This window comes from Candidatus Midichloria mitochondrii IricVA, assembly GCF_000219355.1.
Taxonomy (GTDB): Bacteria; Pseudomonadota; Alphaproteobacteria; order Rickettsiales; family Midichloriaceae; genus Midichloria; species Midichloria mitochondrii.
In genome coordinates, this window is sequence record NC_015722.1 from 573,580 (window position 1) to 597,040 (window position 23,461).

At 35.8% G+C, this 23,461-nt stretch carries 27 protein-coding genes, 2 tRNA genes and 3 pseudogenes; 17 read left to right on the forward strand and 15 right to left on the reverse strand.

What is annotated here, in order from left to right:
* Window positions 1-2: 2 nt before the first annotated feature.
* Window positions 3-1,784, reverse strand: coding sequence for a RelA/SpoT family protein (locus MIDI_RS03060; protein ID WP_160162232.1), 1,782 nt, complete (start codon window positions 1,782-1,784; stop codon window positions 3-5).
* A 74-nt stretch (window positions 1,785-1,858) separates the two neighbouring features.
* Complete coding sequence (locus MIDI_RS03065) at window positions 1,859-2,896, reverse strand: glycoside hydrolase family 5 protein (protein WP_237697423.1); 1,038 nt, start codon at window positions 2,894-2,896, stop codon at window positions 1,859-1,861.
* Between the two features lie 409 nt (window positions 2,897-3,305).
* Here MIDI_RS03065 and MIDI_RS10590 point away from each other — a divergent pair, with 409 nt between their 5' ends.
* From MIDI_RS10590 to MIDI_RS07025, 13 genes and pseudogenes are all read left to right on the forward strand, one after another.
* Complete coding sequence (locus MIDI_RS10590; RefSeq protein WP_237697424.1) at window positions 3,306-3,479, forward strand: hypothetical protein; 174 nt, start codon at window positions 3,306-3,308, stop codon at window positions 3,477-3,479.
* Window positions 3,480-3,520: 41 nt separating this feature from the next.
* A complete protein-coding gene (locus tag MIDI_RS03070) occupies window positions 3,521-3,712 on the forward strand; it encodes a transposase (protein ID WP_013951121.1) in 192 nt (63 codons plus the stop codon).
* A 393-nt stretch (window positions 3,713-4,105) separates the two neighbouring features.
* The gene (locus tag MIDI_RS03075; RefSeq protein ID WP_148234122.1) at window positions 4,106-4,816 is read left to right on the forward strand and encodes a phosphatase PAP2 family protein; all 711 of its coding nucleotides are present in this window, start codon (window positions 4,106-4,108) and stop codon (window positions 4,814-4,816) included.
* Window positions 4,806-5,177, forward strand: a pseudogene (locus MIDI_RS10220) (EamA family transporter); the annotation flags it as partial. The gene MIDI_RS03075 and the pseudogene MIDI_RS10220, both read left to right, overlap by 11 nt.
* Before the next feature lie 57 nt (window positions 5,178-5,234).
* Complete coding sequence (locus MIDI_RS09320; protein WP_237697426.1) at window positions 5,235-5,702, forward strand: EamA family transporter; 468 nt, start codon at window positions 5,235-5,237, stop codon at window positions 5,700-5,702.
* The gene (locus MIDI_RS03085) at window positions 5,677-6,333 is read left to right on the forward strand and encodes an alpha/beta hydrolase (RefSeq protein WP_013951124.1); all 657 of its coding nucleotides are present in this window, start codon (window positions 5,677-5,679) and stop codon (window positions 6,331-6,333) included. The genes MIDI_RS09320 and MIDI_RS03085 overlap by 26 nt, the downstream gene beginning before the upstream one ends.
* Before the next feature lie 74 nt (window positions 6,334-6,407).
* Window positions 6,408-7,535, forward strand: coding sequence for an FtsW/RodA/SpoVE family cell cycle protein (locus MIDI_RS03090; RefSeq protein ID WP_237697427.1), 1,128 nt, complete (start codon window positions 6,408-6,410; stop codon window positions 7,533-7,535).
* 429 nt (window positions 7,536-7,964) lie between these two features.
* Window positions 7,965-8,093, forward strand: a complete 129-nt coding sequence (locus MIDI_RS09765) for a hypothetical protein (protein ID WP_272940989.1) — start codon at window positions 7,965-7,967, stop codon at window positions 8,091-8,093.
* Window positions 8,094-9,210: 1,117 nt separating this feature from the next.
* Window positions 9,211-9,717, forward strand: coding sequence for a tetratricopeptide repeat protein (locus MIDI_RS03110; RefSeq protein WP_013951128.1), 507 nt, complete (start codon window positions 9,211-9,213; stop codon window positions 9,715-9,717).
* A 7-nt stretch (window positions 9,718-9,724) separates the two neighbouring features.
* Window positions 9,725-9,853, forward strand: coding sequence for a hypothetical protein (locus MIDI_RS09770; RefSeq protein ID WP_272940990.1), 129 nt, complete (start codon window positions 9,725-9,727; stop codon window positions 9,851-9,853).
* Window positions 9,854-9,871: 18 nt separating this feature from the next.
* A complete protein-coding gene (locus MIDI_RS10225; protein ID WP_410517906.1) occupies window positions 9,872-10,108 on the forward strand; it encodes a tetratricopeptide repeat protein in 237 nt (78 codons plus the stop codon).
* 794 nt (window positions 10,109-10,902) lie between these two features.
* Complete coding sequence (locus MIDI_RS07020) at window positions 10,903-11,034, forward strand: transposase (protein ID WP_237697428.1); 132 nt, start codon at window positions 10,903-10,905, stop codon at window positions 11,032-11,034.
* Window positions 11,035-11,115: 81 nt separating this feature from the next.
* Window positions 11,116-11,292 carry a transposase gene (locus tag MIDI_RS07025; protein ID WP_192805760.1) on the forward strand — a complete coding sequence of 59 codons (177 nt, stop codon included), beginning with the start codon at window positions 11,116-11,118 and terminating at the stop codon, window positions 11,290-11,292.
* Window positions 11,293-11,549: 257 nt separating this feature from the next.
* On the opposite strand, the pseudogene MIDI_RS03120 reads toward MIDI_RS07025, so the two are convergent.
* The 3 genes and pseudogenes from MIDI_RS03120 to MIDI_RS07035 form a co-directional block, all read right to left on the reverse strand.
* Window positions 11,550-11,798, reverse strand: a pseudogene (locus tag MIDI_RS03120) (integrin alpha); the annotation flags it as partial.
* Between the two features lie 20 nt (window positions 11,799-11,818).
* Window positions 11,819-11,968: a hypothetical protein gene (locus tag MIDI_RS08555; RefSeq protein WP_160162235.1), complete on the reverse strand. Its 150-nt coding sequence runs from the start codon at window positions 11,966-11,968 to the stop codon at window positions 11,819-11,821.
* 188 nt (window positions 11,969-12,156) lie between these two features.
* On the reverse strand, window positions 12,157-12,324 hold the full coding sequence (locus tag MIDI_RS07035) for an integrin alpha (protein ID WP_083809616.1): 168 nt from the start codon (window positions 12,322-12,324) through the stop codon (window positions 12,157-12,159).
* Window positions 12,325-13,038: 714 nt separating this feature from the next.
* Here MIDI_RS07035 and MIDI_RS08895 point away from each other — a divergent pair.
* On the forward strand, window positions 13,039-13,182 hold the full coding sequence (locus MIDI_RS08895; RefSeq protein ID WP_192805770.1) for a hypothetical protein: 144 nt from the start codon (window positions 13,039-13,041) through the stop codon (window positions 13,180-13,182).
* A 116-nt stretch (window positions 13,183-13,298) separates the two neighbouring features.
* Here MIDI_RS08895 and MIDI_RS03130 read toward each other — a convergent pair whose 3' ends face one another.
* Window positions 13,299-13,496, reverse strand: a complete 198-nt coding sequence (locus tag MIDI_RS03130) for an integrin alpha (RefSeq protein WP_013951134.1) — start codon at window positions 13,494-13,496, stop codon at window positions 13,299-13,301.
* Between the two features lie 205 nt (window positions 13,497-13,701).
* On the opposite strand from MIDI_RS03130, the gene glmS reads away from it, so the two are divergent.
* Window positions 13,702-15,423: a glutamine--fructose-6-phosphate transaminase (isomerizing) gene (gene glmS / locus MIDI_RS03135; protein WP_013951135.1), complete on the forward strand. Its 1,722-nt coding sequence runs from the start codon at window positions 13,702-13,704 to the stop codon at window positions 15,421-15,423.
* A gap of 358 nt (window positions 15,424-15,781) precedes the next feature.
* Here glmS and MIDI_RS03140 read toward each other — a convergent pair whose 3' ends face one another.
* Both MIDI_RS03140 and MIDI_RS08560 read right to left on the reverse strand, forming a co-directional pair.
* Window positions 15,782-16,018 carry a hypothetical protein gene (locus MIDI_RS03140; RefSeq protein WP_148234124.1) on the reverse strand — a complete coding sequence of 79 codons (237 nt, stop codon included), beginning with the start codon at window positions 16,016-16,018 and terminating at the stop codon, window positions 15,782-15,784.
* 113 nt (window positions 16,019-16,131) lie between these two features.
* Window positions 16,132-16,314, reverse strand: coding sequence for a hypothetical protein (locus tag MIDI_RS08560; RefSeq protein ID WP_041185425.1), 183 nt, complete (start codon window positions 16,312-16,314; stop codon window positions 16,132-16,134).
* A 150-nt stretch (window positions 16,315-16,464) separates the two neighbouring features.
* Between MIDI_RS08560 and MIDI_RS03150 the strand changes: the two genes are divergently transcribed.
* Both MIDI_RS03150 and MIDI_RS03155 read left to right on the forward strand, forming a co-directional pair.
* Window positions 16,465-16,539: transfer RNA gene (locus MIDI_RS03150), tRNA-Gly, on the forward strand.
* A 20-nt stretch (window positions 16,540-16,559) separates the two neighbouring features.
* A tRNA-Ala gene (locus tag MIDI_RS03155) sits at window positions 16,560-16,635 on the forward strand.
* Window positions 16,636-17,959: 1,324 nt separating this feature from the next.
* On the opposite strand, the pseudogene MIDI_RS03160 reads toward MIDI_RS03155, so the two are convergent.
* The 7 genes and pseudogenes from MIDI_RS03160 to MIDI_RS03180 all read right to left on the reverse strand — a co-directional run.
* Window positions 17,960-18,207 (reverse strand): annotated as a pseudogene (locus tag MIDI_RS03160) (DNA adenine methylase); the annotation flags it as partial.
* A gap of 705 nt (window positions 18,208-18,912) precedes the next feature.
* Window positions 18,913-19,065, reverse strand: a complete 153-nt coding sequence (locus MIDI_RS08900; protein ID WP_192805737.1) for a hypothetical protein — start codon at window positions 19,063-19,065, stop codon at window positions 18,913-18,915.
* A gap of 107 nt (window positions 19,066-19,172) precedes the next feature.
* Window positions 19,173-19,358 (reverse strand): transposase, encoded by a 186-nt coding sequence (locus MIDI_RS07045; protein WP_041185411.1) that lies wholly within the window; start codon window positions 19,356-19,358, stop codon window positions 19,173-19,175.
* The gene (locus MIDI_RS07930) at window positions 19,318-19,545 is read right to left on the reverse strand and encodes a hypothetical protein (protein ID WP_041185426.1); all 228 of its coding nucleotides are present in this window, start codon (window positions 19,543-19,545) and stop codon (window positions 19,318-19,320) included. The genes MIDI_RS07045 and MIDI_RS07930 overlap by 41 nt, the downstream gene beginning before the upstream one ends.
* Before the next feature lie 211 nt (window positions 19,546-19,756).
* Window positions 19,757-20,743 (reverse strand): quinone oxidoreductase family protein, encoded by a 987-nt coding sequence (locus tag MIDI_RS03170; RefSeq protein WP_052567688.1) that lies wholly within the window; start codon window positions 20,741-20,743, stop codon window positions 19,757-19,759.
* Entirely contained in the window at window positions 20,737-21,996 is a 1,260-nt protein-coding gene (locus tag MIDI_RS03175; protein ID WP_013951139.1) for a M16 family metallopeptidase, read from the reverse strand. Before MIDI_RS03175 ends, MIDI_RS03170 begins: the two co-directional genes overlap by 7 nt.
* 69 nt (window positions 21,997-22,065) lie before the next feature.
* A complete protein-coding gene (locus MIDI_RS03180; protein WP_013951140.1) occupies window positions 22,066-23,358 on the reverse strand; it encodes a hemolysin family protein in 1,293 nt (430 codons plus the stop codon).
* Between the last annotated feature and the right edge of the window lie 103 nt (window positions 23,359-23,461).

Here is a 23,461-nt window from a genome sequence, read left to right on the forward strand (position 1 = left end):
AATTAATCCTTGAATAGGAATCTGGTCATTCTTTTTAGTTTTCTATAGTGTCTTGGCAATTTTAAGATTGAGAGTGCGGAGAGACCTCCTTTTTCAATATCACTGCCTTCAAAGTGAGCATACATAGCTTGTAAAACATCTACTTTATTTATCGTGCCCCTACCGATTGCAAAAAGTAAGTCATCAATTGTTTTCTTTTGAAAAGTTTTTAAAATTTGTACTAAATCTAATTCATTGTAAGGTTTTTTACTCTTTTGCAACGCTTTAATTAAAATAACTCGTCCTAAATTGATTAACTCAGATTGTTGAGTTGCTCTAATGAATTTTTTAATAGCGGATCTAGCCTTACCAGTAATTGCAAAATTTTCCCAAGCTGGCATCGGTATAGCATTTGGGTTGGTTACTATTTCGACTTGATCGCCATTTTGTAATGTTTGATCGAGTCTTGCAATTCTACCATTAATTTTTGCGCCTACACATGTGAAGCCTATTTTCGAGTGCATAGCAAATGCAAAATCTATCACAGTTGCTCCTTTAGGTAAGGGCACTAGATCTCCTTTTGGTGTAAAACAAAATACTTGATCACTGTAAAGGTCAAGCCTTGTATTTTCTAGAATCTCCTCAGGGTTGGTAGTATGCTGCAAAACATCTATAAGCTCATTAATCCACTTGAATTGGCTATTTTCATTTTCAGCCACCTTTACATCATTTTTATAAGTCCAGTGCGCTGCAAGCCCAAATTTTGCTATTTCGTCCATTTCATAAGTTCTAATTTGAATTTCGATGCGCTGCTGTTCTTCGCCAACAACGAGAGTGTGTAAGGATTTATATCCATTGGCTTTCGGTAAGCTTATATAGTCTTTGAAGCCATTGATGATAATTTTATAAGTTAGATGAATAATACCTAGGACATGGTAACAGTCTTCTACTTTTGGTACTATAATCCTAAAAGCTATAATGTCAGATAGCTGGTCAAAGGTAATCTTTTTTCTTTCCATCTTTCTCCATATAGAATAGGGGGTTTTTAACCTGCCTGACACTTCTGCTTTTAAGCCATTCTTTTTTATTAATTCTAATAACTTATCTTTAGTTTTTTTGATCAAGAATTTATCTTTAATAGTAAGAAAGGATAAACGATTCTTTACAGAGTCTCTTATTTCTGGATATATGATTGCAAATGCTAAATCCTCTAACTCATTTTTAAATTGGTGCATACCCATTCTTTCTGCAAGAGGGGCATATATTTCCATCGTTTCATGGGCGATTCGTAAGTGCTTTTCTTTACTTTTTAAAGATTTTAGGGTTTGCATATTGTGTATACGATCAGCAAGTTTAACTAGCAAAACTCGCAAATCTTTTGACATAGCCAATAATAATTTTCTGAAATTTTCAGCCTGCCTTATGTGTATTGGTTGATAATCTATCTTTTTTAATTTAGTTACACCATCAACTAATTCTGCTATCTCTGAAGAGAACTCTTTAGCAATATCTTCGCAGCTTATATTAGTATCTTCGACTGTATCGTGTAATAGCGCGGTGATTATAGAAGCAGTATCAAATTTTTGTTCGGCTAATATTTCTGCCGCTGCAATTGGGTGTATAATGTAAGGCTCCCCTGAAGCTCGGAGCTGTCCTTTATGAGCTTGATCAGCAAACATAATTGCTTTTTCTATCAATACCAAATCAGCACTTGGGTGGTTTTTGCTGATAAGTTGCAGCAAATAATGTGCTTTTTTGAGTACAGTACTATCCATCACAATTTCTGAAAAGGAATCTGATGACACTGAATTTTCCTTATATATATTTAAATCCACGCTGAACAGTAGTATGATTGTTTTAAAACAGCAATGCAAGGGGTTTATTTGGTTAAATACTCTTTAATAATTTGGAATATTTTATTGTCGCCATCTCTCTCTGGCCTTGGGTTAAAGCCGGAATCCAAAGCTTGATAATAGCTCCATGGTAATTTTTTATTACCCAATTCATAATCCATATCATCGCTCATATATTGCCTGAAATACGAAAATGTAGTATGCCAGCCAAATTCTGCGAAAATATTTATCAGATCTTGTAAATAATGTTCTACTCCAGATGCGTATCTACTACAACCAAAACCACCAACCAATATTTGCGTATTTGGGATCTTATTTTTGATTTGAAAATCTTTTACCGGCCTTAAATAAGTGCGCAATCTATCTTTATTCCAATCTTCCCCATTGATTTCGCCAGGATAAGTAAATCCGTTTTGATTTAAACGTTTGTCAGTGAAATGGGTTGGCTCATACATATGAAAAGAATACATTATGTTAGGTATATTTTGTTTTATAAGATTTTTAAAGGTATTAGGTTCACCCTCAGCGCTGCTATCTATAATGATCTTGATATTCTTATCAATCTTCCTAATCGCAATGATAATATCTTGATAAAAGTTATGTAATACTTGTTGTACATTTTCTTGATTTAATTCATAAAGCTTATTTCTATGATTTATAAAAAGTTTTTCAGGTGTTGGACCATTTATGATGTTGAAACCTACTATGGCTGGGTGATCTTTCAATTCTCGGCTTAGATCTTGCCAAAAAGCTGCAGCTTGTCTTTGATATTCTTCGAAACTCCATATTCTTAAATCATCCCTGCCGTTATTATTAGCATAATATCTGGAACCCGGCAAAGTGTGTGTGGTCAAAACTACCGGCATTCTTTCTTCTTCAAAAATGTCTAAGATTTTCTTTAATAACTCTAGGTCCTCCTTTACTAATCCCTCATACTGGTCAGCGTTACCGATTAAAAAATCTCTTTTGTTAGTCGGAAATTTATCAATAGCTAAACGTATAAATTTTATTTTCACATTTTTAGCCGCTTGTATATCCTGGCGATCTATGACTTTATTAAACATATTGGCCCCCTTTTGAGGTTTATCCCAAAAAAGTAATTTTTCTTGCAAAGATAATGAAAAAGCATTTCCTTTTATGATTAAGGAGAAGCAAAATACTATTATAGTAAATAATCTCATAAACTATGAGTTGATAATGATATTATAAATATCATTACAAATCTTCTAAGCAGAGAGCAATGATTATATAAAGAATTTTTTACTGTTTTTACAATTCTTGTGGTATTCTTCGTGTTAAATATGCGTAAGGCATAATACTCGAATCATTTGCGGCTATTGGTTTGAAGCGTTAAACAAAGTTTTTACCTAAACTGTGTTCAAACCTCTCTCAGAGAGGAATTGCCAAAGCTTGTCAGCTACAACCGCTTTGTTGAGCTGATGCAGGGTGCGGTCATCCCGTTGGTCATTCTGCTTGAATTGCTGTAAAGGGAAACAAACAGCTACCGTTTGGACTCAACAAAGGCTGGAAAGGTTTGTCATAACTTATGTATTAGCCGTAATAAGGTCCTTAAAGGCATCGCTCAGCGTGGGAAAATTTGACAGGCCTTCTATTCGGAGATCGGTGGTATATAAGCAAAAACACTGAGCAATCAAGGTATTGAGCTCATCACACGGCTTAAGAAAAACATGAAAAACAAAACCCGGCTTGCGGCTTTTAAACAACTGCTTCTTGCAGGGCGTGGATTGATTGAAACAGCCATCGGAGAATTGAAAGAGATTTGCCAAATCCAGCGCCACGGCATCGCTCGCCAAACAATTTCTTGGCAGACCTCTTTCTCAGGGCTCTTGGCTTGCTTATATTCAGAGATTCTTACTTAGTAGAAATTCTTGGCAATTAGTGAGTTGTTTACATAAAGTTGCTGTTATTCATCTTTTTCTCACAATTGTTATATGCTTAATAGGAATAATAATTAAAACCAAGGAGCCGAATCCCGCTCCTCACACTGCTTTTATTTATTTTATTTAGCATAGCCAAAGCAGTATAAAAAGGCTATCTAGGTTTTAGGCAGTACTTCAACGTGAAACGCTCCCTCCGCAATTTAACCACTACCAATTAAATCCTAGTTTACACTTTATTCAGGTTCGAGTATAAGAGGTGAAAAACCCATGGAGCTTGTTTACCCCTTTTTTATATGCCTATCTGAAAATTGGTTCATAGCCTTAATATTTTTGTTGTCATATAGAAAAGATTTCACGGGCTTTTTTAAATTATTGGCTCTTACAATTGGACTGAGTGCCAGTCTAAATGCTTTCCTAAAAGAGTTATGGCAAGTGCCACTAGATCCTTCTCTAGGAAAAGTCTGGTGGGGATTTCCAAGCGGGCATATGCAAAATGCTGCTATATTTTACTTAGGGCTTGCTCTCTATGCTAGAAAATTATGGGTGTTTATCACATCGATAATCGTACTATACGGTATATCTGAAGCCTTTATATATTACAAATTTCATGATACTTCCGAAATAATTGCAGCTATAGGCACAGCATTGATCTTGCTTACCGTAATGAATTTAGTATACGAATTTAATAAAAGTGCCGAAGTGTTGGCTCCAATATATTGTATAGTAACGGTTATCCTCTCAAGTTGGGTCATCTTCTTGAATTTAGCAAAAGAATTAACTTACTACTCCTGGCTATTTATAACACTTGCTATGAGCCTAGCCATAGCTATTACAACCAGCTTATTTAGTTGCTATGATTTACATTTTAAAGATCTTATACTAAATAAAAAATTAGATATACTAATTGGACTTTCTTTTTGTGTAACTGCTGCATTCATCATGCAAGCCTTTAAATTAAAACTACTTCCTCATACGCCAATTTTATATTTCTTTATACCCTTTATCTTATTTTTCTCTATTACTTGCTTCGTGCCCATATTGAGATTTAACTTTTTTAAAAAGAGAATAGTAAATGCAATATAAAATATCCTCAAATTATATAGGGATTTTTTTAGTAATTTCTTCAAGCTTTTGTTATGCCATATTAAACTGCATTTTAAAAAAAATAGGGCATAATCTCCCTCCTCTCATATTAGTTTTTTATCGCAACTTGTTCTTAATACTAATATTATTACCATTTTTAATTGCCTACCGTAAAAATACTTCCGGTCTTTTCCATAAAAATAATCTACTGTTAAATATAGTAAGAGGAAGCTTGGGGTTTCTGGGCATCTGTTTTTGGATTATGGCAGTAAGCAAATTACCTATAACAGAGTGCGTTGCAATAAGTTTTACTACTCCTCTTTTCATTACTCTCCTTGCAATACTCATATTAAAAGAAAAAGTTTCTCTAACAAAGTGGGGTTGCTTATTCATTGGTTTTTTTGGAGCAATAATAGTCATGTCCCCTGATTTCACTAAGTTAAGCTTCTATAGTTTATTAGTATTAGCAGCAGCAATGCTTTGGGCTTCAAGCGCTATTGTGATCAAAACCTTTGTGACTTACCATCATCCAGTACCAGTTATATTCTTTACAAGCTTTATATCCTTATTACTGTCAGTGCCAGCACTTACTCAAAACCCGATTTTACCAAGCAACGAACAACTTCCGCTGCTTTTTATTTCATCAATGCTGTCAGCTCTCGCCCAAGTATTAATGGGGTTTGCTTATAAAAAGTCACCTATAACTGTAGTTATACCTTTTGATTTTACCAGGTTAATATTTGCCTCAATTACTGCTTATTTTTTATTCAATGAAATTATTTCTATTTCCACTATTATAGGATCAGTTATAATTATAGTTAGCGCATCGTTTATAGTATTTTCAGAAGCAAAATTAAAAAATGTTAAATCACGTAATATACCCTAATTCCAGTATAAGCAAGCCATCTAAGCTAGTTTTTTTATTACATGGCTATGGCTCTAATAAAAATGATTTAATAAATCTCGCTCCAGATTTACAAGCATATCTACCTGACTCTCTCTTCATCTCTCCAAATGCTCCAGAAAATTTTGAGGGTAATGATTATTTCATGGATGCCTACCAGTGGTTCAGCCTCACTGATAGATCTGAAGAAAAAATGCTAACAGGAGCCAGCAAATCTTCTATCATATTAGAAAATTTTATTACCGAGCAGGCAAAAAAGTTTTCAATCTTACTAGAAAATATCGCGCTAATTGGCTTCTCACAGGGAGCAATGATGGCTATGCATTTAGGGCTTAGACTTCCGCATACAGTTAAAGGTATCATCGGCTATTCAGGGCTCTTGATTGCCCCTTCAAAATTAAAAAATGTGATTAAATCAAAACCTCGAGTAATGTTAATCCACGGTACTGAGGACACCATCGTTCCTATAAAAGAAATGGAAAAAGCTTATAATGCTCTTGATGATAATGGCGTAATGGCACATACCTATAGATGTAATAGGTTAGCACATGGGATTGATTCACAAGGTATAAAGATCGGTGGGGGTTTCCTGCGTGAGATTTTTGCTAATTAATTGAGTACCTTTATATGTTACAAAATAAGCGCTCAAGCAGTTTTCTGAAGTGGTGGTGGTTGATAGACTCTCTAATGTTTATCTTTATATTATCTATCATACTGATAGGCGCATTTTTAACCGCTACAGCAAGCCCTGGTGTAGCAGAAAAAATAGGGGCCCCCTACTTTCACTTTTTATACAGGCAACTAGTATTCTTAGGAACTGCGCTTGGCGTTGTTGTATTAATTTCTCTTATGAGTAAAAAAGCCATAAAACGATTGGCTCTTTTAGGTTTTGTTGTTACGCTAATTTTAATGGTATTAGTACTATTCATTGGAGACGAAACTAAGGGCTCAAGACGGTGGATCAATCTGATAGGGTTCTCTATTCAGCCCTCAGAGATCTTAAAACCTTTATACGCAGTTATAGTTGCTTTAATACTGTCGCCTTATAATTGTAAAAAAAGATTATTTCACTTAAAGTCCTGGAATGTGTATATATGCCTTGCCATTCATTTAATTATCTGCGCATTACTTTTAATGCAACCTGATTTTGGGATGGCTATTACTATTTCCATGGTTACTATAGGACAACTCTTTGTCGCTGGCCTTCCATTAATATGGGTTTTAGTTGCTATAATATTTTTTATATCAGCAACTTTTACTGCCTATAAAATGTTTCCACACGTTGCTAACCGTATTAATAGCTTTTTAAATCCCGAAGATAGTCTTAGTTATCAAGTCGAAAAGTCTATAGAATCATACGTAAATGGTGGAATTTTTGGTAAAGGCCCAGGAGAAGGATCGGTAAAATTAGTATTACCAGATTCTCACACTGATTTTATATTTGCAGTTGCAGCAGAAGAAATGGGAGCTCTGTTTTGTATGATTATCATTATACTTTTTGCTTCAATCATCATCAGAGCCATGATACGAATCTCTTCAACAAGAGACCTATTTGTAATATATGCAGTGGTCGGCGTTATGATGTATTTTGGCATTCAATCGATTTTTAACATAGGAGTGACTTTACATATTCTTCCAACTAAAGGGATGACTTTACCCTTTATTAGTTATGGTGGTTCATCTGCCTTGTCATTTGCTATAGCTACAGGAATATACCTAAGCTTAACTAAGAAAACAGCATTTCCTAATGCTCATTATATAACGCCGAATTACAACCATATGCGTTCCATAATCCATGATACTCCATCGCCTTGAGGAGACTTCAGTAATGTGAGGAACAAAATGTAGATGGAGTATTGGGAGTCTTAACCTTTTTACTTCTATATTTAATAATTTAACCAGAAGCACAATATATACAATATGAGTTATATATGCTACGCGTACGATCTACCTATAACTAATCACTCGAAATGTATAGCGAAGCCAACTTATTAAAAAAGATAAATGAATAATATACATGTTATAGATATAAGCATCATCGTTATTTATCTTATCGTGTGTGTGTATTGCCGTAAACAAATTCAAGTCAATCAAAACCCTAAGAGAATATATATTAGAAAGAGGATATTTTTCTGATATAGTGGTTGTTTCCGTTATTTTCTCTGCTCATATAGGAGCTGGTGCTATTGTTGGATCGGTGGAACAAGTATATAAATTAGGAGTGTTCTTTGCAATTCCATGGTTATGTTTGTCATTTTTCTGGCTACTTATGGCCCAAAGTATACGGGAGAGGACATAAATCAATTTCGCGGTCACACCTTCTCAGTGAGCAATATGATGGAAATGTTATACGGCAAAGCTGGCCTCTCTTGATTACTACAATAATCCTAGCTGTCATAATGGTGGCTTCTCAAGCTACAGCTTTAGGTTATCTCTTACATTATTTTTTTCAAATCCTTATTTGGAGCGGTACATTCTATGGAATGATAGGACTTGCTCTTTATTCAATTTGCGGCGGTATACGCGCTGTGGCATTAATTGATGTCTTCCAATTTATAGTATTGGGGTTAAGTTCATACCTCTATTTTGTGTTTACGCATACCGTGATTCTGGCGGATTCAATGCTGTCATGACCTCTTTACCTAAAGAACTTATTGAGTTAAATCTTACCAAGAACAATATCTGGCTATTCTTGAGCTTAATATTTTTTAACTTATTGCCAAAGTCAGGAGATCCTTATATACAAAGATTTTTGATGACCAAAAGCTCACGACAATTGGCTAGGTGTATGAATTCCTTAGCTCTGATTGATTTTGCTTTTACAATGATAATAATGATAATAATGATAATAAGTTTTGTGGATTTTTTGTTAGAGCCAAAAACCCCAACATAGAACCCGGTATGGCGTTTATTCACTTTATTAACAAATGTGGGGCACATTAGGCAGTACTATAGGGCTATTTGGTATGCATCGTTGGCAAAAATTTCGAGGCATAGAGCCAAAGGAATAAACCAAGCATTATCCATAGGGTTAGTAGTATAGATACCTTTCATTGGTGATAAATCTACCTTGAACCCTTAATTAGTACGTAGCCCCTAGTCACTTGATTTTAATTGATAACTAGACATTCAAAAACTTTGCTAGATAAAAACTTGATGATCGTACCAATTTATGATTAGCTTACTAAAGCGTTTGCGTGTTTTGTTATTTCTTGGGTAAATTATTTATGAAAAATCAAAGTGAAGCAGCTCTACTATAGTTCCTGTGGAGGGATTTAGCTCATTAATACTAACCGAAGAGCAACAGCTTCCGATAAATATGAAACAGAGAATTGAAGCAAATTTAGAGATGGCTAAATCTCTATATGAACAAAAGCTGATCTGCATCAGAGTATCGGTAAGGTGTGTAGAGCGCTTAACAAACCATATATGGTACTCTCATGGTTTAAAAAATCCTTAGATATTTTAAGTGAGTTAGCTCCAATAAATTATGGCAGATATTTATTTAGATATCGCTGATTTTTACGCTAACCAACAAGAAACAGAAAAATCTTTATCGCACTACGAGCAAGCTCTAAGCATCTGTGAACAAATTAATAGTAAAGAAAAGGTTGCGGATATACTTTATAGTATTGGAAAGCTACACTATAACAACAATAATTTTATTGAGGTGCTGTGGCCATATGAAAAGGCTCCGAGTATTTTGAATCAATTAATCGCAGAGCAGAGCAAAAAAAGATATTACGAAAAAATGGCAACAATTTACTTCGACATAGCAGGCTTCCATCACCAAGTAAAAGAATTTCAAGAAGTGCTTCCTTTTTACCAAAAGGCTTTGAAAATTAGAATTGCTCTCTTTGGACAAAATAATTTAGAAGTAGCTGCAGTCTGCAAAAGTATGGCTAACTTTCATAAAGAGCACCTTTATTATCCAGAAAGTTTATCTTTATATGAAAGAGTCTTGGCAATTAAAAAGTGTCGCCTTAGTGCGAGATGACAAAGAGATGGCTGAAATGTATCATAATGTAGCCGATATACATAATATTTTAGCTAATTCTGTCGAAGCACAAAAATATTATGAACAATCTATACACCTCCGTCGAGGTATCTTTGGAGAAAATTTTGGAAAATAGAGAAAAGAAGTTGAAGACGTGAGCTACAATCTAGCTAAAATATATCACAAAAACCGCAACTATACAGCCGCCTTTCTCCTATATCAACAATCTCTTACAATTCGAGAGAGTATTTTTGCTGAAAAAAGCAAAGAAGTAGCAGATATATATTACCACATGGCGTACTTATGCAAATCTTTGGGGGTTAATGCAACCAAAACCTCAAGATATTGGCAAAAATCTCTGGATATCTATAAAAAGATTTATGAACAATAAAGCAATAGCTGATATTTGCCACAATTTAACCGATCTAATAAATTACTACAGCGATTATTTTATAAAAAGAGGTATAGGTACCTGGCATGCTAAACCTTTATATAAACAAGGTTTAGATTAATACAGGAAGTAGCAGAAGTTTATGTCAGCATGGGCTGATGAATATACAATACATGCAAATAACGAATGGGACCATAAGCAGCGAAACTGGGCAAAAAAAAGTGAAAGGATGCTATGAAAACGCCTTAGCTATTTATCAGGCTATTGGAGAAAATTATGCAGAAACCGCATCTCTTTACTATTATCTTAACTAAGATGTACAGTAGCATAGCCAAATTTAGAGAAGCAGACGAATGCAAGCAAAAATATAGAGCAATTACAGAGCATTTAAGAGAAGAGTAGAAAATTGTTATCGCCCACGCTAAAACCGAATATAAAAGCGCATTCGTGCAGCGTACTTTTGAACTGGCTGTAGTGTAGATAACAGATGGGGGGCCAAAAAGCCTCCCCCCCTTTCAACAGACTGCTTAAAATCGGCTTAGATAAGAGAGGGTAAAGAAACTGAGGCGGCTTTCGACTCTCATTAAAGCATTCGATGACTGTGTAGAGGAAACATTACGCAGCACTTTAATTAACCTTGAAGCAGCAGAAGAAATCAAAAACCAACAGACCATAGATAACCCCAGTTTGGAGTAAGTTTTAAAGAAGCTGTGTAACCATTAAATTTTTCTCAATTCACGATAAATAAGACGTCGACCGGATGGTTCTTTGGCCTCAATGATCAAGGAGAGATTATGTCATTCACACTGACTTCGGGTAATACAGATGATCGAGCCGTTGTCGAGAAACTGACTCAATATTTGACAGGCCTTCTATTCGGAGATCAGTGGTATATAAGCAAAAACACTGAGCAATCAAGGTATTGAGCTCATCACACGGCTTAAGAAAAACATGAAAAACAAAACCCGCTTGCGGCTTTTAAACAACTGCTTCTTGCAGGGCGTGAATTGATTGAAACAGCCATCGGAGAATTGAAAGAGATTTGCCAAATCCAGCGCCACGGCATCGCTCGCCAAACAATTTCTTGGCAGACCTCTTTCTCAGGGCTCTTGGCTTATGTCTTCAAACCCAATATATCTCATGGAAAAATAGGCTCACGGGCCCTACTCCTTACGTCAAACTGAGGTTATATAAGGCTGCAACAGCATAAAGTCACTTAAGGATATCGAGATCCTAGAGATCGACGAGCTGTGCACATATATAAAAAAAGACCAAAGAATGTAGGGGAGTTCGTCTCTATATGGATTGCTGTTGATAGAGGAGCGGGTGAACTTATTGATTTTGAAGTAGGTTGACCAGGAGTAAGGCAACCTATCTGAACCTGGCATTTAGGCTTGAAGAACGTTATAAAATTCTATCTATAAATATTAGGCAATGCCAGTCATTTACTCCATCGCCTGATATCAAAAGCAGCAATAGCGGTACCTGCATAATCACCTTTTGCAATACCGTTGATAATAAAGCCATTTGCGCCATTTAAGCTTGAGAGTTTTAAAGGCGTACCAAAGGATGATTTGCCAAATATTACATAAACTTGACCAACATCAGCCTTACTATTTGGGCTAGCGGAAGGCGCTCCAATTATAATATCACTTTTTCCATCACTATTGATGTCTTTCACGGATGATACCGATGATCCTGCAAGATTACCTAATTTACGCCATTAATAATAAAACCATCACCCTTACCTAAATAAGAAAGCTCTAAAGAGCTTATAAAAGAAGACTTACCAAATATCACATATGTTTGTCCCCCACTATATATGCCGCCTGGTGGGTCAGCCCTTTTCGCCCCAATCACTATATCACTAAAACCATAGCCATTGATATCCCCTACCCCTTATACTGAATATCCTGAATTATCACAAGTTGCTACACCCCTCATTATAAAACCATTAGTACCATTTAGAAATAAAAACTCTAAGGGTGAGGTTAAAAGAGGATTTCCCAAGTACTACACAAGCTTGACCGGTGTTGGATCTGTCCGGATCAGCTAAATAAAGCTCCAATAACAATATCATTGAAGCCATCGCCATTTATATCTCCTGCTGGTGATACTGACCAGCCTGCATTATCAACTGCTGCAATACCATTAATCACCAATCCAAGAGCCGTTGAATTTAGTAAAGATGATAATGCAAAAATCCCGTTTGTCATAAACAAAATTCCTTCAGTTAAAGCGGCCGACGCCTGCGCTAATTAAGCCATCCAAATTCCTATGGTCCCTGGGTTTAAAGAAAAATATATAAATCCACAGAAACTTATAAATCAATCAATATAAAGATTATTGCTGCAGGTCGATATTTATTTAGAGCACCCTCGGGTTAATCAAAAGCAGCGACGCTAAGGCGTTGTTTTATTTAAAATTACCACTAATACTGAACTGGTTTTAAAAATTCTGCAGGGCATAATATACTGTAAAAATAGGATAATTTGAAAATTGCTATTACCTCTTGAGTTGCAATATTTTTAATTAATTCACTGATATTATCCGCAGCAATTACCTTGCTTTCGCTATGTCTAAAACAAACTTTATACGTCTTACAGAGCATCGTGGAATATTCCACATTATAATGTAAAGTTCAAATATTCTAACGCTTAAAATAGTTTCTGAATCCCGTTCAGGCGACCAAAACGTTTTGAAATGTTTTGAAATCATTATTCTGAAAATGACTGTAATTATTCCTATAGGACAATGATTGCAATACTATAATCACAAAATCAATCTTTTTATAACCCATTTTGTAGTCTAACAATCGCCTATCTTGGTTGCAATATTTTTTGTATTAACCCCTGGGCATTGCCTGGCAATTATAGGCAGCAACAAGATGGTGCGATATCTTCATGGATCGAAGAGACGGGGGGCACTATGTGCAAGAAAAGTTAGATAAGAGCTGCAACAGCACAAAGTCACTTAAGGATATCGAGGTCCTAGAGATTGACGAGCTGTGCACATATATAAAAAAAGACCAAAGAATGGAAGTGGGAGTACACCTTTATATTGATTGCTGTTAATAGAGGAGCGGGTGAAATTATTGATTTTGAAGGGTAGGGTGACAGGAGCAAGGCAACCTACCTGAACCTGGCATTTAGGCTTGAAGAACGTTATAAAATCGAGCATTTATGTAACCTCAAGTTCGACGTAAGAGGCAGGCCCGCACCTTTATCGGCATATAAGGCGTTCCAATTATAATATCATTCTTTCCATCACCATTGATATCTCCAGCTGATGCAACTGAATATCCTGCATAATCATTAGCTGTAATACCATTAATAATAAACCCATTTTCGCCATTTAAACTTGATAAATCGAACGTGGCATTGAACATGGATAACCCTCCTAAAAAATTGTGTTGAACTACTTCGTTAACTATATACTGAAATAAACTTCAGATCTAATGTCAAGAAGATAGCTTGAATGATTAGCAATAAATTAATTAAAGATAAAAAATGTAAAAATTTGTAAAAATATATTTGTTTTAAAGAAGCGTTTTGTCTTATATATCAATTTTTAAATGAATTTAGTTTATCTTTATGTGCGGTATAATAGGCGTTATTTCTAGCGATCAAGTTGTTGGGCGTATTTTAAAATCTCTGAAACTACTAGAATACCGTGGGTACGACTCTGCAGGTGTTGCGACTATTAAAGGTAATAATATCAAAGTTCGTAAAAAATTAGGTAAGCTTGCTAATCTTGCTAAAAGTACAGAAGAAGAGCAGTTAGAGGGTAATATTGGGCTTGGTCATACAAGATGGGCAACGCACGGAACCCCTAAAATAGAAAACACGCATCCTATTGTGACTAAAGATAGTGCAGTGGTTCATAACGGAATCATAGAAAACTATCGGGAATTAAAAGAAGATCTGATAAGAGCTGGCTACAAATTTCACGGTGATACTGATACTGAGGTTATACCTAATATTATTGATTTTTTCCAAAATAATGGGGCAACATTAATAGAAGCGGTATTGCTTTGTGCTAACAAGCTAAAAGGCGCATTTGCAATTGGCTTATTATCAAAAAGTAATCCTGATCTTATTATAGCAATTAAGCAAGGCTCTCCTCTCATTATAGGCCTTGATGAAGAAAAAAAATCTTGTTATTTATCTTCTGATGCCTCTTCGATTTCTGAGTTCTGTCGAGAGGTAATATATTTAGAAGACGGACAAATAGGGATTTTGGAGAGCAACCAGTATAAGATTATCGATTTTGATGGCCAAGAGGTTGCTATAAAAAAAGAGAAAGTGAGCAATGAAAAATGTTCTGATTTAAGCGGATTTTCTAGCTTTATGCTTAAAGAAATATATGAGCAGCCTAAGATTATAAAGGATATAATCGCAAAATATGACGAGCAAGCTAATAAAATTGATTTTTCTAAAATTAATCACATTAAAATAATTGCTTGCGGTACATCGATGTATGCTGGGTACATTGCAAAATTATGGCTTGAGGAAAAGTATAATATCAATACTTCGGTTGAAATCGCCTCAGAATTCAGCACCAAAAAAAATCCGATTATTAATAAAGGGGAATTATTCTTCTTTATTTCGCAATCGGGAGAAACTGCCGATACCTTAGCTTCTCTAAAATTAGTAAAAAAGCATGGAGGGTGCGCAATCGGCATTATTAATAATGCTAACAGTACTATGGCGAAACTAGTAGATAAGTTGATTCTAGTTGAAGCGGGAATTGAAATTGCTGTAGCCGCTACTAAGACTTTTCTAGCTCAGTTAGCAACTTTTGCATTTATAAGTGGAATTGAAGTTGAAAATTTAAAGCAATCGGTAAAACTGATCCAACAAATTTTAAAGAAGGATAAAGAAATTTATAAGATAGCAAAGGATGGTTTAGTCAATGCACAAAAAGTTATATTTATTGGCCGTGCTGTAAGCTATCCTATAGCCTTGGAGGGTGCTCTTAAGATGAAAGAATTAGCCTATATACCAGCAGAAGGAATTGCAGCTGGTGAATTAAAACATGGCTCGATTGCTTTGATCGATGAAAAAACATCTGTTATAGTTATTGCGCCTGAAGACAGCAGCTTTAGCAAGATAGTTTCCAATATTAATGAAATTAAAGCTCGTAGCGGAAAAATTATTTTAATTGCATGCAGAAAAGCACTAGATCAGTTAAAACATTTATATGATTATGCTATAGAAGTGCCAGAGTATATTTCCGAGGTTACGATACCTTTTATTTATACTCCAGTTTTTGCAATTTATTGCTCATCATACAGCTCTACTACGAGGAAATGATGTAGATAAGCCAAGAAATTTAGCTAAATCTGTCACTGTTGAGTAGATTATTTAAATAGCTGTACAGCCGCGATAATTGCAGATAATAAACCTGAAATCTGTACGAAGGTCATACCAAAATGCCACTTCAAGGCTTCGATTCTGGCGGCGTTCAGCTTAGATTCAATTCTTACAAAATGATGCTTTATTAGGTCATCCAATTCATTCTTACTAATAAATTGGAGTCGGCAATGATTTTCAAAATTACTGATTTCACTAGCAACACTAGCTGCATACTTTTATAGTTACTCCATATTTAAGTAACCTATTGGCGATTACACCGGAATTGAAATCTTGGTCTATAGACTGTTTCATAAAATTACACTTCCACTGATAAAATTGTGTGTTTCAGGCTCTTTTTACATTCTAACTTTAATTTGAAGTGATCTAGCTCTCCTATATCATTAGAAATTTCGTACTTTTGGATATCAAATATTGCTTCGATCTCAAAATTAGTGTGCTTAATTGTCCCGCTAAAATTTCTTTTATTGAATGCTAAATCTTGGATTAATAACTGTTCATTACTACCTAAAAATATACCTTTGAGTTCAATCAAATAGGAGCTTTTTAAGGTATTATAATAACTATTATTTGTTTCGATATTTATAAGTTGTAAACCAATAATTTTACGAAGGTTGTTTTGAATACGAAACTCGAGGGATAATTTTTTCATCCTAACCTCATTAAATTAAGAGTTTCCACTGTAATTCTACTTTTCCATATTTTCTTAGTTTTTAATTGGGAGATGGCAATACCTTTGACTTCGATCGAGTGGATTTGCTGTGGGAACTCGGTTAGAAAAAGTTCGTTTATAGAGCCTGAAATTAATCCCGATACATTTAAAACAAACATTCATGATTATCTAAAGAATACACATTAATTTCTATAGTGTTTTTTTCTATATTAACCTCTCAACTTAACTATAAAATAAATGTAAAATTAATTAAAAGTAGACTATTGCAATTAGAAGATTTTTAAATATACTGCCCTATGTCGTTTGAGGCGGGTGTAGCTCAGGGGTAGAGCGCAACCTTGCCAAGGTTGGGGCCGAGGGTTCGAATCCCTTCGCCCGCTCCATCTTCAACGTTTTTATATGTGGGGACATAGCTCAGCTGGTAGAGCACCTGCTTTGCAAGCAGGGGGTCATCGGTTCGATCCCGTTTGTCTCCACCACTTTTCTCTAGCGTTTCATAGATTTCTATTGTTTGTAAGTGAGTCGCGTGTTCTACGTATGTTCTACATTTTGGCTCGAAGAAAATGAGTATTTTGTCAACAACACCAGAATCCCGTTACCTTTATTAGTTTTGAAGACATAAAGTTCTCTGATTTTACTAAAGCTTATGACAATATTGCCCAGCTGATATTATACCATGTCTCATTTTTAACTGATCCAAACGTTCAAGTAGGACCTCAGCTTTGCGCACGTACTAACGTGTACACTTACGCAGCCTCGTCCTCCTAAACATTTGTCTAATACCATTTTTATAAAATAACTTTACAGATATACCAAGCGTTATTATGCTGTTATCATAGGATCGGAGTGTATTAAACCTGGAGGTGCCTATGTCTTGTGTTAGCGAAGCTGTGAGCGATCGTGTTTACGATAAAGCAAATTTGATGTGCTCTAAAAGAAGTTGCGCGTAGTGGAGATGTCTCGAGGAAGCTGCAAGCAATAAAGTCAGCTAAGGAGCATGAGATTCAAAAGGTGGCAAAAAGTTTTTGGCGTTAGTGGGGTTGCGCTCATGTCCTGGATTAAAGCCTTTGAAAAGGATGGTATAGAGGAGGTTTGAAATTGCAAACCGGTAGGGGGCTTTGTGCCTTGTGATAAGTAAGGATGAGCAAGAAATAATTAAAGAGTGGATTTTTTCAAGATTGCAATTTAACTATTAAGGTGGTGAAACTCAGGATTGAAGGGAAGTTCAGAAAGAACATTGGTATAACTACAAACGCATAAACTAATGAAAAGTCTAGGGTTCTCATGTGTCACAGCCGCGCTCTCGTCACTATAAGCAAGATCAGCACCCACACAAGGAAGAGGACTTTAAAAAAAACTAAAGTCGTTGTGCTCTGAAGAGGCTGCAAGAATAGTTCTCTTTTTTGATGAGGCAAAATTTGGCACGCATTCTAAGCTTTGCCGTGGATGGTTTATGACAAGCTCTAGGACTTCTGTAAATGTCAAAGTTGGGCTTTAAGAGCTTTTATCTTTACGGTGCCATCAATCCTAAGAATGGGGAGAAACTTTGCGCTGGATGGCATAAATCTAAAGGATTGGTTGTGCCACCAAACATAAAAAATCATATTTACCTCACTATTCGTCAGAACTACCCAGTAGAACGGCTTTGGAGATACATAAAGCACATACTCTATTAGAAATAAAGTATGATATTAGATGCTTTGGAAACAACGGTATCAGACTTTCTAATAAACCTAAAAAGGCATACTATTTACTCCCTATGCTATCTACATTATCTGTAAACTTATTTTATGAAAAATGGTACGACTCCTCCTCTGGATTCTTTTTTATGGCATTATAGCTGGTAACAGCTCTAGGTTAATATCGGATAGGAAACAGTGCTTAAACTTATCCTGCACCTGGAAGAATAATAGGGCTCCACCACCGAGAAATGGCTCATAATAGTTATGTAACCCTGATGGAATAAGTTTAGCTAATTGTTCTGCAATCTTTCTTTTCCCACCAACCCATTGTAAGAATGGCTGCACCTTATTTAAATTATTTACTGACATAAATTGATACAGGCTTAATTTATACTATGGTCATAGTATAAATTAAGCTTAAATGCCAGTAAATACTACACTTCAAGGTTTTTTTGGCGTATTAATGATAGCAAAATAGATGAAGGATTTAAGGTGAGTTATTCAAAAGCACTAAAAGTTTAGTAAAAAAACTTGACAATTGATTAGAAGCATCATCTATTTTACACTGCCGCGTTATTTGTGCAATCCATCATCGAGGAGTTGTATGAGAAATCAGTGTTGTAGTCCTAGTGTCGTTGAAAGTGATATTAATCTTGAAGAGGTAGGTCAGGAGCTAGGCGTATATATAAAGGGGGGATAAGTTAAACTATTTTTATTGCTATACCCCCACCGCTACCCCTGGGAGGCTTTTTGGTAAGAGTCAGTTAGCTAAGTTCTTGGTCATAGATGCTTGCGGAGAATAAATATTAACAGGTCTAGGGAGGAGGTTGAACTAAGCTATCAAGAACTAGAAAATTTGGTATATCTCACCCGCTGGGCCCATCGCAAGCGCTAGCCTACGTAAATAAAACCAGAAAATCGGTTGAAATATATTTAAAATTACGTCAGGAGCTAATGGATAAAACTATTCTAAATCTGTTAAGGTAAACGTTGAATTAGCTATTAATTAATGAGCTAAAAACCAAAGGCGACCCAGCATCTTTACTTGCTGTTAAGTTAATTGAAGCAATGTCTTTAGTTAACCTCAGTTTGACGTAAGGAGTATGCCCGTGAGCCTATTTTTCCATGAGATATATTGGGTTTGAAGACATAAACCAAGAGCCCTGAGAAAGAGGTCTGCCAAGAAATTGTTTGGCGAGCGATGCCGGTGTGTGCTGGATTTGTCAAATCTCTTTCAATTGTCCGATGGCTGTTTCAATCAACCCACGCCCTGCAAGAAGCAGTTGTTTAAAAGCCGCAAGCGGGTTTTGTTTTTCTTAAGCCGTGTGATGAGCTCAATACCTTGATTGCTCAGTGTTTTTGCTTATATACCACCGATCTCCGAATAGAAGGCCTGTCAAATATTGAGTCAGTTTCTCGACAACGGCTCGATCATCTGTATTACCCGAAGTCAGTGTGAATGACATAATCTCTCCTTGATCATTGAGGCCAAAGAACCATCCGGGTCGACGTTTTCCCACGCTGAGTGATGTCTTTAAAGACCTTATTACGGCTAATGTTTAGGTAAAAATCTTTGAATCCGGTAATGCCCTCAAATGAAACAAAACGAGGATCGTTATAACTTCGGAGAGCATCATCCCAGACTCTCGTTCCCTTTGTCTCTGCGAGTTTCTTAAGGATCTTTGGTACGTGAGTTGTCGCTTGCAAAAATCATCAATCAAACAAAATATTTCTACTAGGGAAACCACTTTCCTTATTTATCGTGAAATTGAGAAAAACTTAATGGTTACACAGCTTCTTTAAAACCATATCAGATAATTTCTTTAAAACTTACCTAAAACTGGGGTTAAATAATACGCCTACAACTAATAATCCCATCAAGCGTCTTCCTTCTAATATCAACCTTTGCTTAGGAAATTTAGCATAAAATTATCGAATTAATATTTTGCCCAGACTCGATTAAATCATGAGCTTCAGAAACATCTGCCAAATTAAAAGAAGCAGAAATTTGCTCTTTAAATAAACCGCTCTTCATTTTATCAAAGATTTCGTTTGCAGCTAAAACCAATTCCATTCTATTCATCTTATAATCAAATACAGAGGGGATTGATAAAAACAAAGATTTAGACTCTAAATCACTTAAATTCACAGTAGCGACCTTGCCGCTGGATTCTCCAAAAAGCACTAAAAATCCAAATTTAGAAAGCGCTCTGATGGAGTCATTAAATGTTTCCACTCCAACAGAATCGTATATAACCTTAACTCCCTTGCCTCCTGTTAAATCTAAAACTCCCTTAACCCAATCTTCAGCCTTTCTATTAAATACTTGCATGCAGCCATTTTTTAGCGCTACTTCCTTTTTTGCATCCGTACCAACTGTCCCAATGACCTTTACCCCAGATGAAGATGCCCACTGTGTCATAATACTACCCACCCCACTTGCCGCAGAATGAATTAGAATAGTATCTTCAACCCTCACAAAATATGTTCTAAACAGCAAGGTGTGAGCTAACAACCCCTTAAAAAGGCAAGCAGCAACCAAATGAGTATTCAACTCATCTGGAACGGCTATAACATAATTCTGGTCAACACATCTATGACTTCTATAGGCGCCTATAGGAGCAGTAGCATAAGCAACTTTTTGTCCAACGTTAAGACTACGCGCATTTGCTCCAACACTCTGCACGATTCCTGCAGCTTCAAAACCAAGAACGGTAGGAAGATTCTCTATCTTTTTGCGCCCTGACCTATAGAGTATATCATGATAGTTTACACCTATAGCTTCCTGTTTAATTAAAACCTCGTTGGGGCCAGGCTCTATATCTCGTAATTCAGATATTTTTAATATATCTGACGTCCCATAAGTATCAAAAACAACCGCTTTGGTCATAGAATAAGCTAACACAAAGTAAATTTTGCTCTTATATCTTCATAAGGCATTAACTTTTTAAGCCTACCAATCGCAGCAACAGTTGGCAATTTTTCATTTAATAATATTTTTAGTAATGTACTTTTTATATCTTCAATTGATATTGCCTCTATCCGCTCAATAATTTCTTCAAGAGGTATAATTCTTCCATATACAGCATAATGCCAAGCAATTCTCTCCGCTCTCGAAGCCGAACTCTCTTGAGACATCAACAAACTTGCTTTCACTTGTGCCTTAGCTCTCTTTAATTCCTCTTCAGTAATGGAATCGGTGGCTAACTTTATCTGCTCAGCTGTTGCTTCGATTAACTCATTAACTGAGTCTGGATTAGTTGCTGAATATACAGCAAATACACCAAGGTCAGCATAACTCATTGAAAAGGTTGAAATGTGGTAGGCAAGCCCTCTTTTTTCCCTTATTTCTTGGAATAACCTGGAAGACATGCCACCTCCTAAAACCACCGCTAAAACTTGCTGTTCATAAAATTTTTGATCAAGATAGGAAAGCCCTGGAAAGCCAATTGTTAAATGGACTTGTTCTAAGTCTTTTTCAACCCTAACCTCGCCTCCAACATAAGTTGCGTGCTCAAAACTAGGCTTTCTACTCTGGGGAAGAAAGGCAAACTTTTCCTTAATTAAATTATAAAATTCTTTATCATCAAAGTTACCTGCGCAAGAGATAACTATATTATCTCTACTATAGTTTTGATCTATATAATCAATCAAATCCTGACGCATCACGCTATTAATAAACTTCTCCGTCCCAATAATTGGTCTTCCAAGCGCTTGATTTGGAAAAAGTTTTTCTTGGAAGAGATCAAATATATGATCATCTGGAGTGTCCTTTACTTGAGCTAATTCTTCTAAAACAACTTTTTTTCTTTTTTGGATTTCTTCTGGCTCAAAAATTGAATTTTGCACTATATCGGCTAATACATCTACCGCTAATGCTAGATCCCACTTAAGCACTTGAGCATAATAGACTGTTTTTTCTCTACTAGTATAAGCATTAAAATTACCGCCAATCATATCAAACTCTTCAGCAATTTGTGTAGCGGTACGCGTTTTAGTCCCCTTAAAGGCCATATGTTCCAGAAAATGAGAGATGCCATTATTAGTCTCGTTTTCATATCGACTGCCAGCCTTTACCATAACTTTAATAGAGACCGTTTCCGCCGAACGCATATAATCGGTCACTATATTGAGCTTATCAACCACATAATGCTTCATAAAAGTATTTTAAATATCTATTTTGATTGCATTATGCCAAACAAAATCAAGAGCGCAAGCCAAGATTCTTCAAAAAACAGTTTTTCTTAACAGGACCCGCTCTATTCTCCTTTTATCCATTTTAACTATATTAAAAGACCAACCAACACTGTTAAAATGATCCCCTATCTTCGGTAACTGGCCGATCTGACTAAGCATAAAGCCAGCTAAGGTTCTATAGTCCTCTTCTTCATCGCCAGGAAGTGACGATACTCCGAGCAAGCTCATCACCTCTTCTATTAATATATTTCCGTTAACCGTGTAGGAATTATCAGAGTTTTTAATTATATCAGGCGCTTTATCATTCATGCCGATTGCAAGATCGCCAACCAAAATCTTTAATACATCATTAAGCGTCACCAACCCTTCTATATCTCCATATTCATCAACAACAAGAGCTATCCTCAACTTTTTTTCTCTAAACAAATCAATAAGCTTACTCACCCTTGCAGTCTCTGGAATATAAATAATTTCAGACCCTTGAGCTTTCTGAGAGATTTTTTGATTATTTAATTCATCTTTAGATATATTTTTAAATGTAGCTATTCCGATTACATCATTCAATCCACCCTCAACGACCGGCAAATAATGGAAGGGGTGCCTGATTATTTTTTGAATATTAACCTTTTCTTTATCCCTAATATCAATCCAGATCATTTTATTGCGTGGAGTCATTATAGCACCGACTTGAGCGTTACTAAGGTGAATAATACGGCGCAACATATCATGTTCCGTTGCAGCAAGCATACCAGCAACTTCAGACTGATTAACCATCATCCTTAATTCTTCCATGGTAAGCTGCGCTTTTGGCTCCTTAATTTTCAAAATTTTTAATGCATACTTAGTAGAAAGCGCAAGTAGCTTAACAAATGGATAAAAAAGTTTAGTGAAAAACAGCATTAGATAAGAAGTTAAAGAAGCAACCCTTTCTGGATAAAGCATGGCGATCCTTTTAGGTATTATTTCGCCCAGAACCGTAAAGTAAGTGATAAGAATCACAACCAATGCATAACTGATCTCTTCGCGGTATGGATATAAAATCCCAAATTTGCCTACTAAATTAGCTATATCTGCCGAAATTGCAGCCCCTCCATAAATGCCTATCATAACATTGATAAGAGTTATCCCCACTTGCACTGTTGAAAGAAAATCTTCCGGGCGACCCGCCAGATCAAGTGCTTTTCTAGCCCCTTTATTTTGCTTGCTTAGAGAATTAAGCCTACTTTTACGAGAGGCGACAATAGCAATTTCTGCACTGACAAATAAAGAGGTCATCATTATTAAAATAATTAATATTGATGCATCCAAAAGAAAGTGAGCCATAAGTTACGTATTAGTTGGCGATAGACAAGAATCAAGGGCAATTCTATCATCAAAAATAAAGCAAGCGCCTTCCCACATATTATACTTATTGCGTTTCAAGTAA

Bases quoted from the DNA above. Each gene is read 5' to 3' on its own strand.
- MIDI_RS03130 (WP_013951134.1), bottom strand. From the start codon at position 13,496: ATGTTCAATGCCACGTTCGATTTATCAAGTTTAAATGGCGAAAATGGG.
- MIDI_RS09770 (WP_272940990.1), top strand. From the start codon at position 9,725: ATGGCTGAAATGTATCATAATGTAGCCGATATACATAATATTTTAGCT.
- MIDI_RS09320 (WP_237697426.1), top strand. From the start codon at position 5,235: ATGTCCCCTGATTTCACTAAGTTAAGCTTCTATAGTTTATTAGTATTA.
- glmS (WP_013951135.1), top strand. From the start codon at position 13,702: ATGTGCGGTATAATAGGCGTTATTTCTAGCGATCAAGTTGTTGGGCGT.
- MIDI_RS07035 (WP_083809616.1), bottom strand. From the start codon at position 12,324: ATGACAAACGGGATTTTTGCATTATCATCTTTACTAAATTCAACGGCT.
- MIDI_RS03175 (WP_013951139.1), bottom strand. From the start codon at position 21,996: ATGAAGCATTATGTGGTTGATAAGCTCAATATAGTGACCGATTATATG.
- MIDI_RS09765 (WP_272940989.1), top strand. From the start codon at position 7,965: ATGTTTGTCATTTTTCTGGCTACTTATGGCCCAAAGTATACGGGAGAG.
- MIDI_RS03180 (WP_013951140.1), bottom strand. From the start codon at position 23,358: ATGGCTCACTTTCTTTTGGATGCATCAATATTAATTATTTTAATAATG.
- MIDI_RS03085 (WP_013951124.1), top strand. From the start codon at position 5,677: ATGTTAAATCACGTAATATACCCTAATTCCAGTATAAGCAAGCCATCT.
- MIDI_RS03070 (WP_013951121.1), top strand. From the start codon at position 3,521: ATGAAAAACAAAACCCGGCTTGCGGCTTTTAAACAACTGCTTCTTGCA.
- MIDI_RS03110 (WP_013951128.1), top strand. From the start codon at position 9,211: ATGGCAGATATTTATTTAGATATCGCTGATTTTTACGCTAACCAACAA.
- MIDI_RS07020 (WP_237697428.1), top strand. From the start codon at position 10,903: ATGTCATTCACACTGACTTCGGGTAATACAGATGATCGAGCCGTTGTC.
- MIDI_RS03065 (WP_237697423.1), bottom strand. From the start codon at position 2,896: ATGTTTAATAAAGTCATAGATCGCCAGGATATACAAGCGGCTAAAAAT.
- MIDI_RS08560 (WP_041185425.1), bottom strand. From the start codon at position 16,314: ATGTTTGTTTTAAATGTATCGGGATTAATTTCAGGCTCTATAAACGAA.
- MIDI_RS03090 (WP_237697427.1), top strand. From the start codon at position 6,408: ATGTTTATCTTTATATTATCTATCATACTGATAGGCGCATTTTTAACC.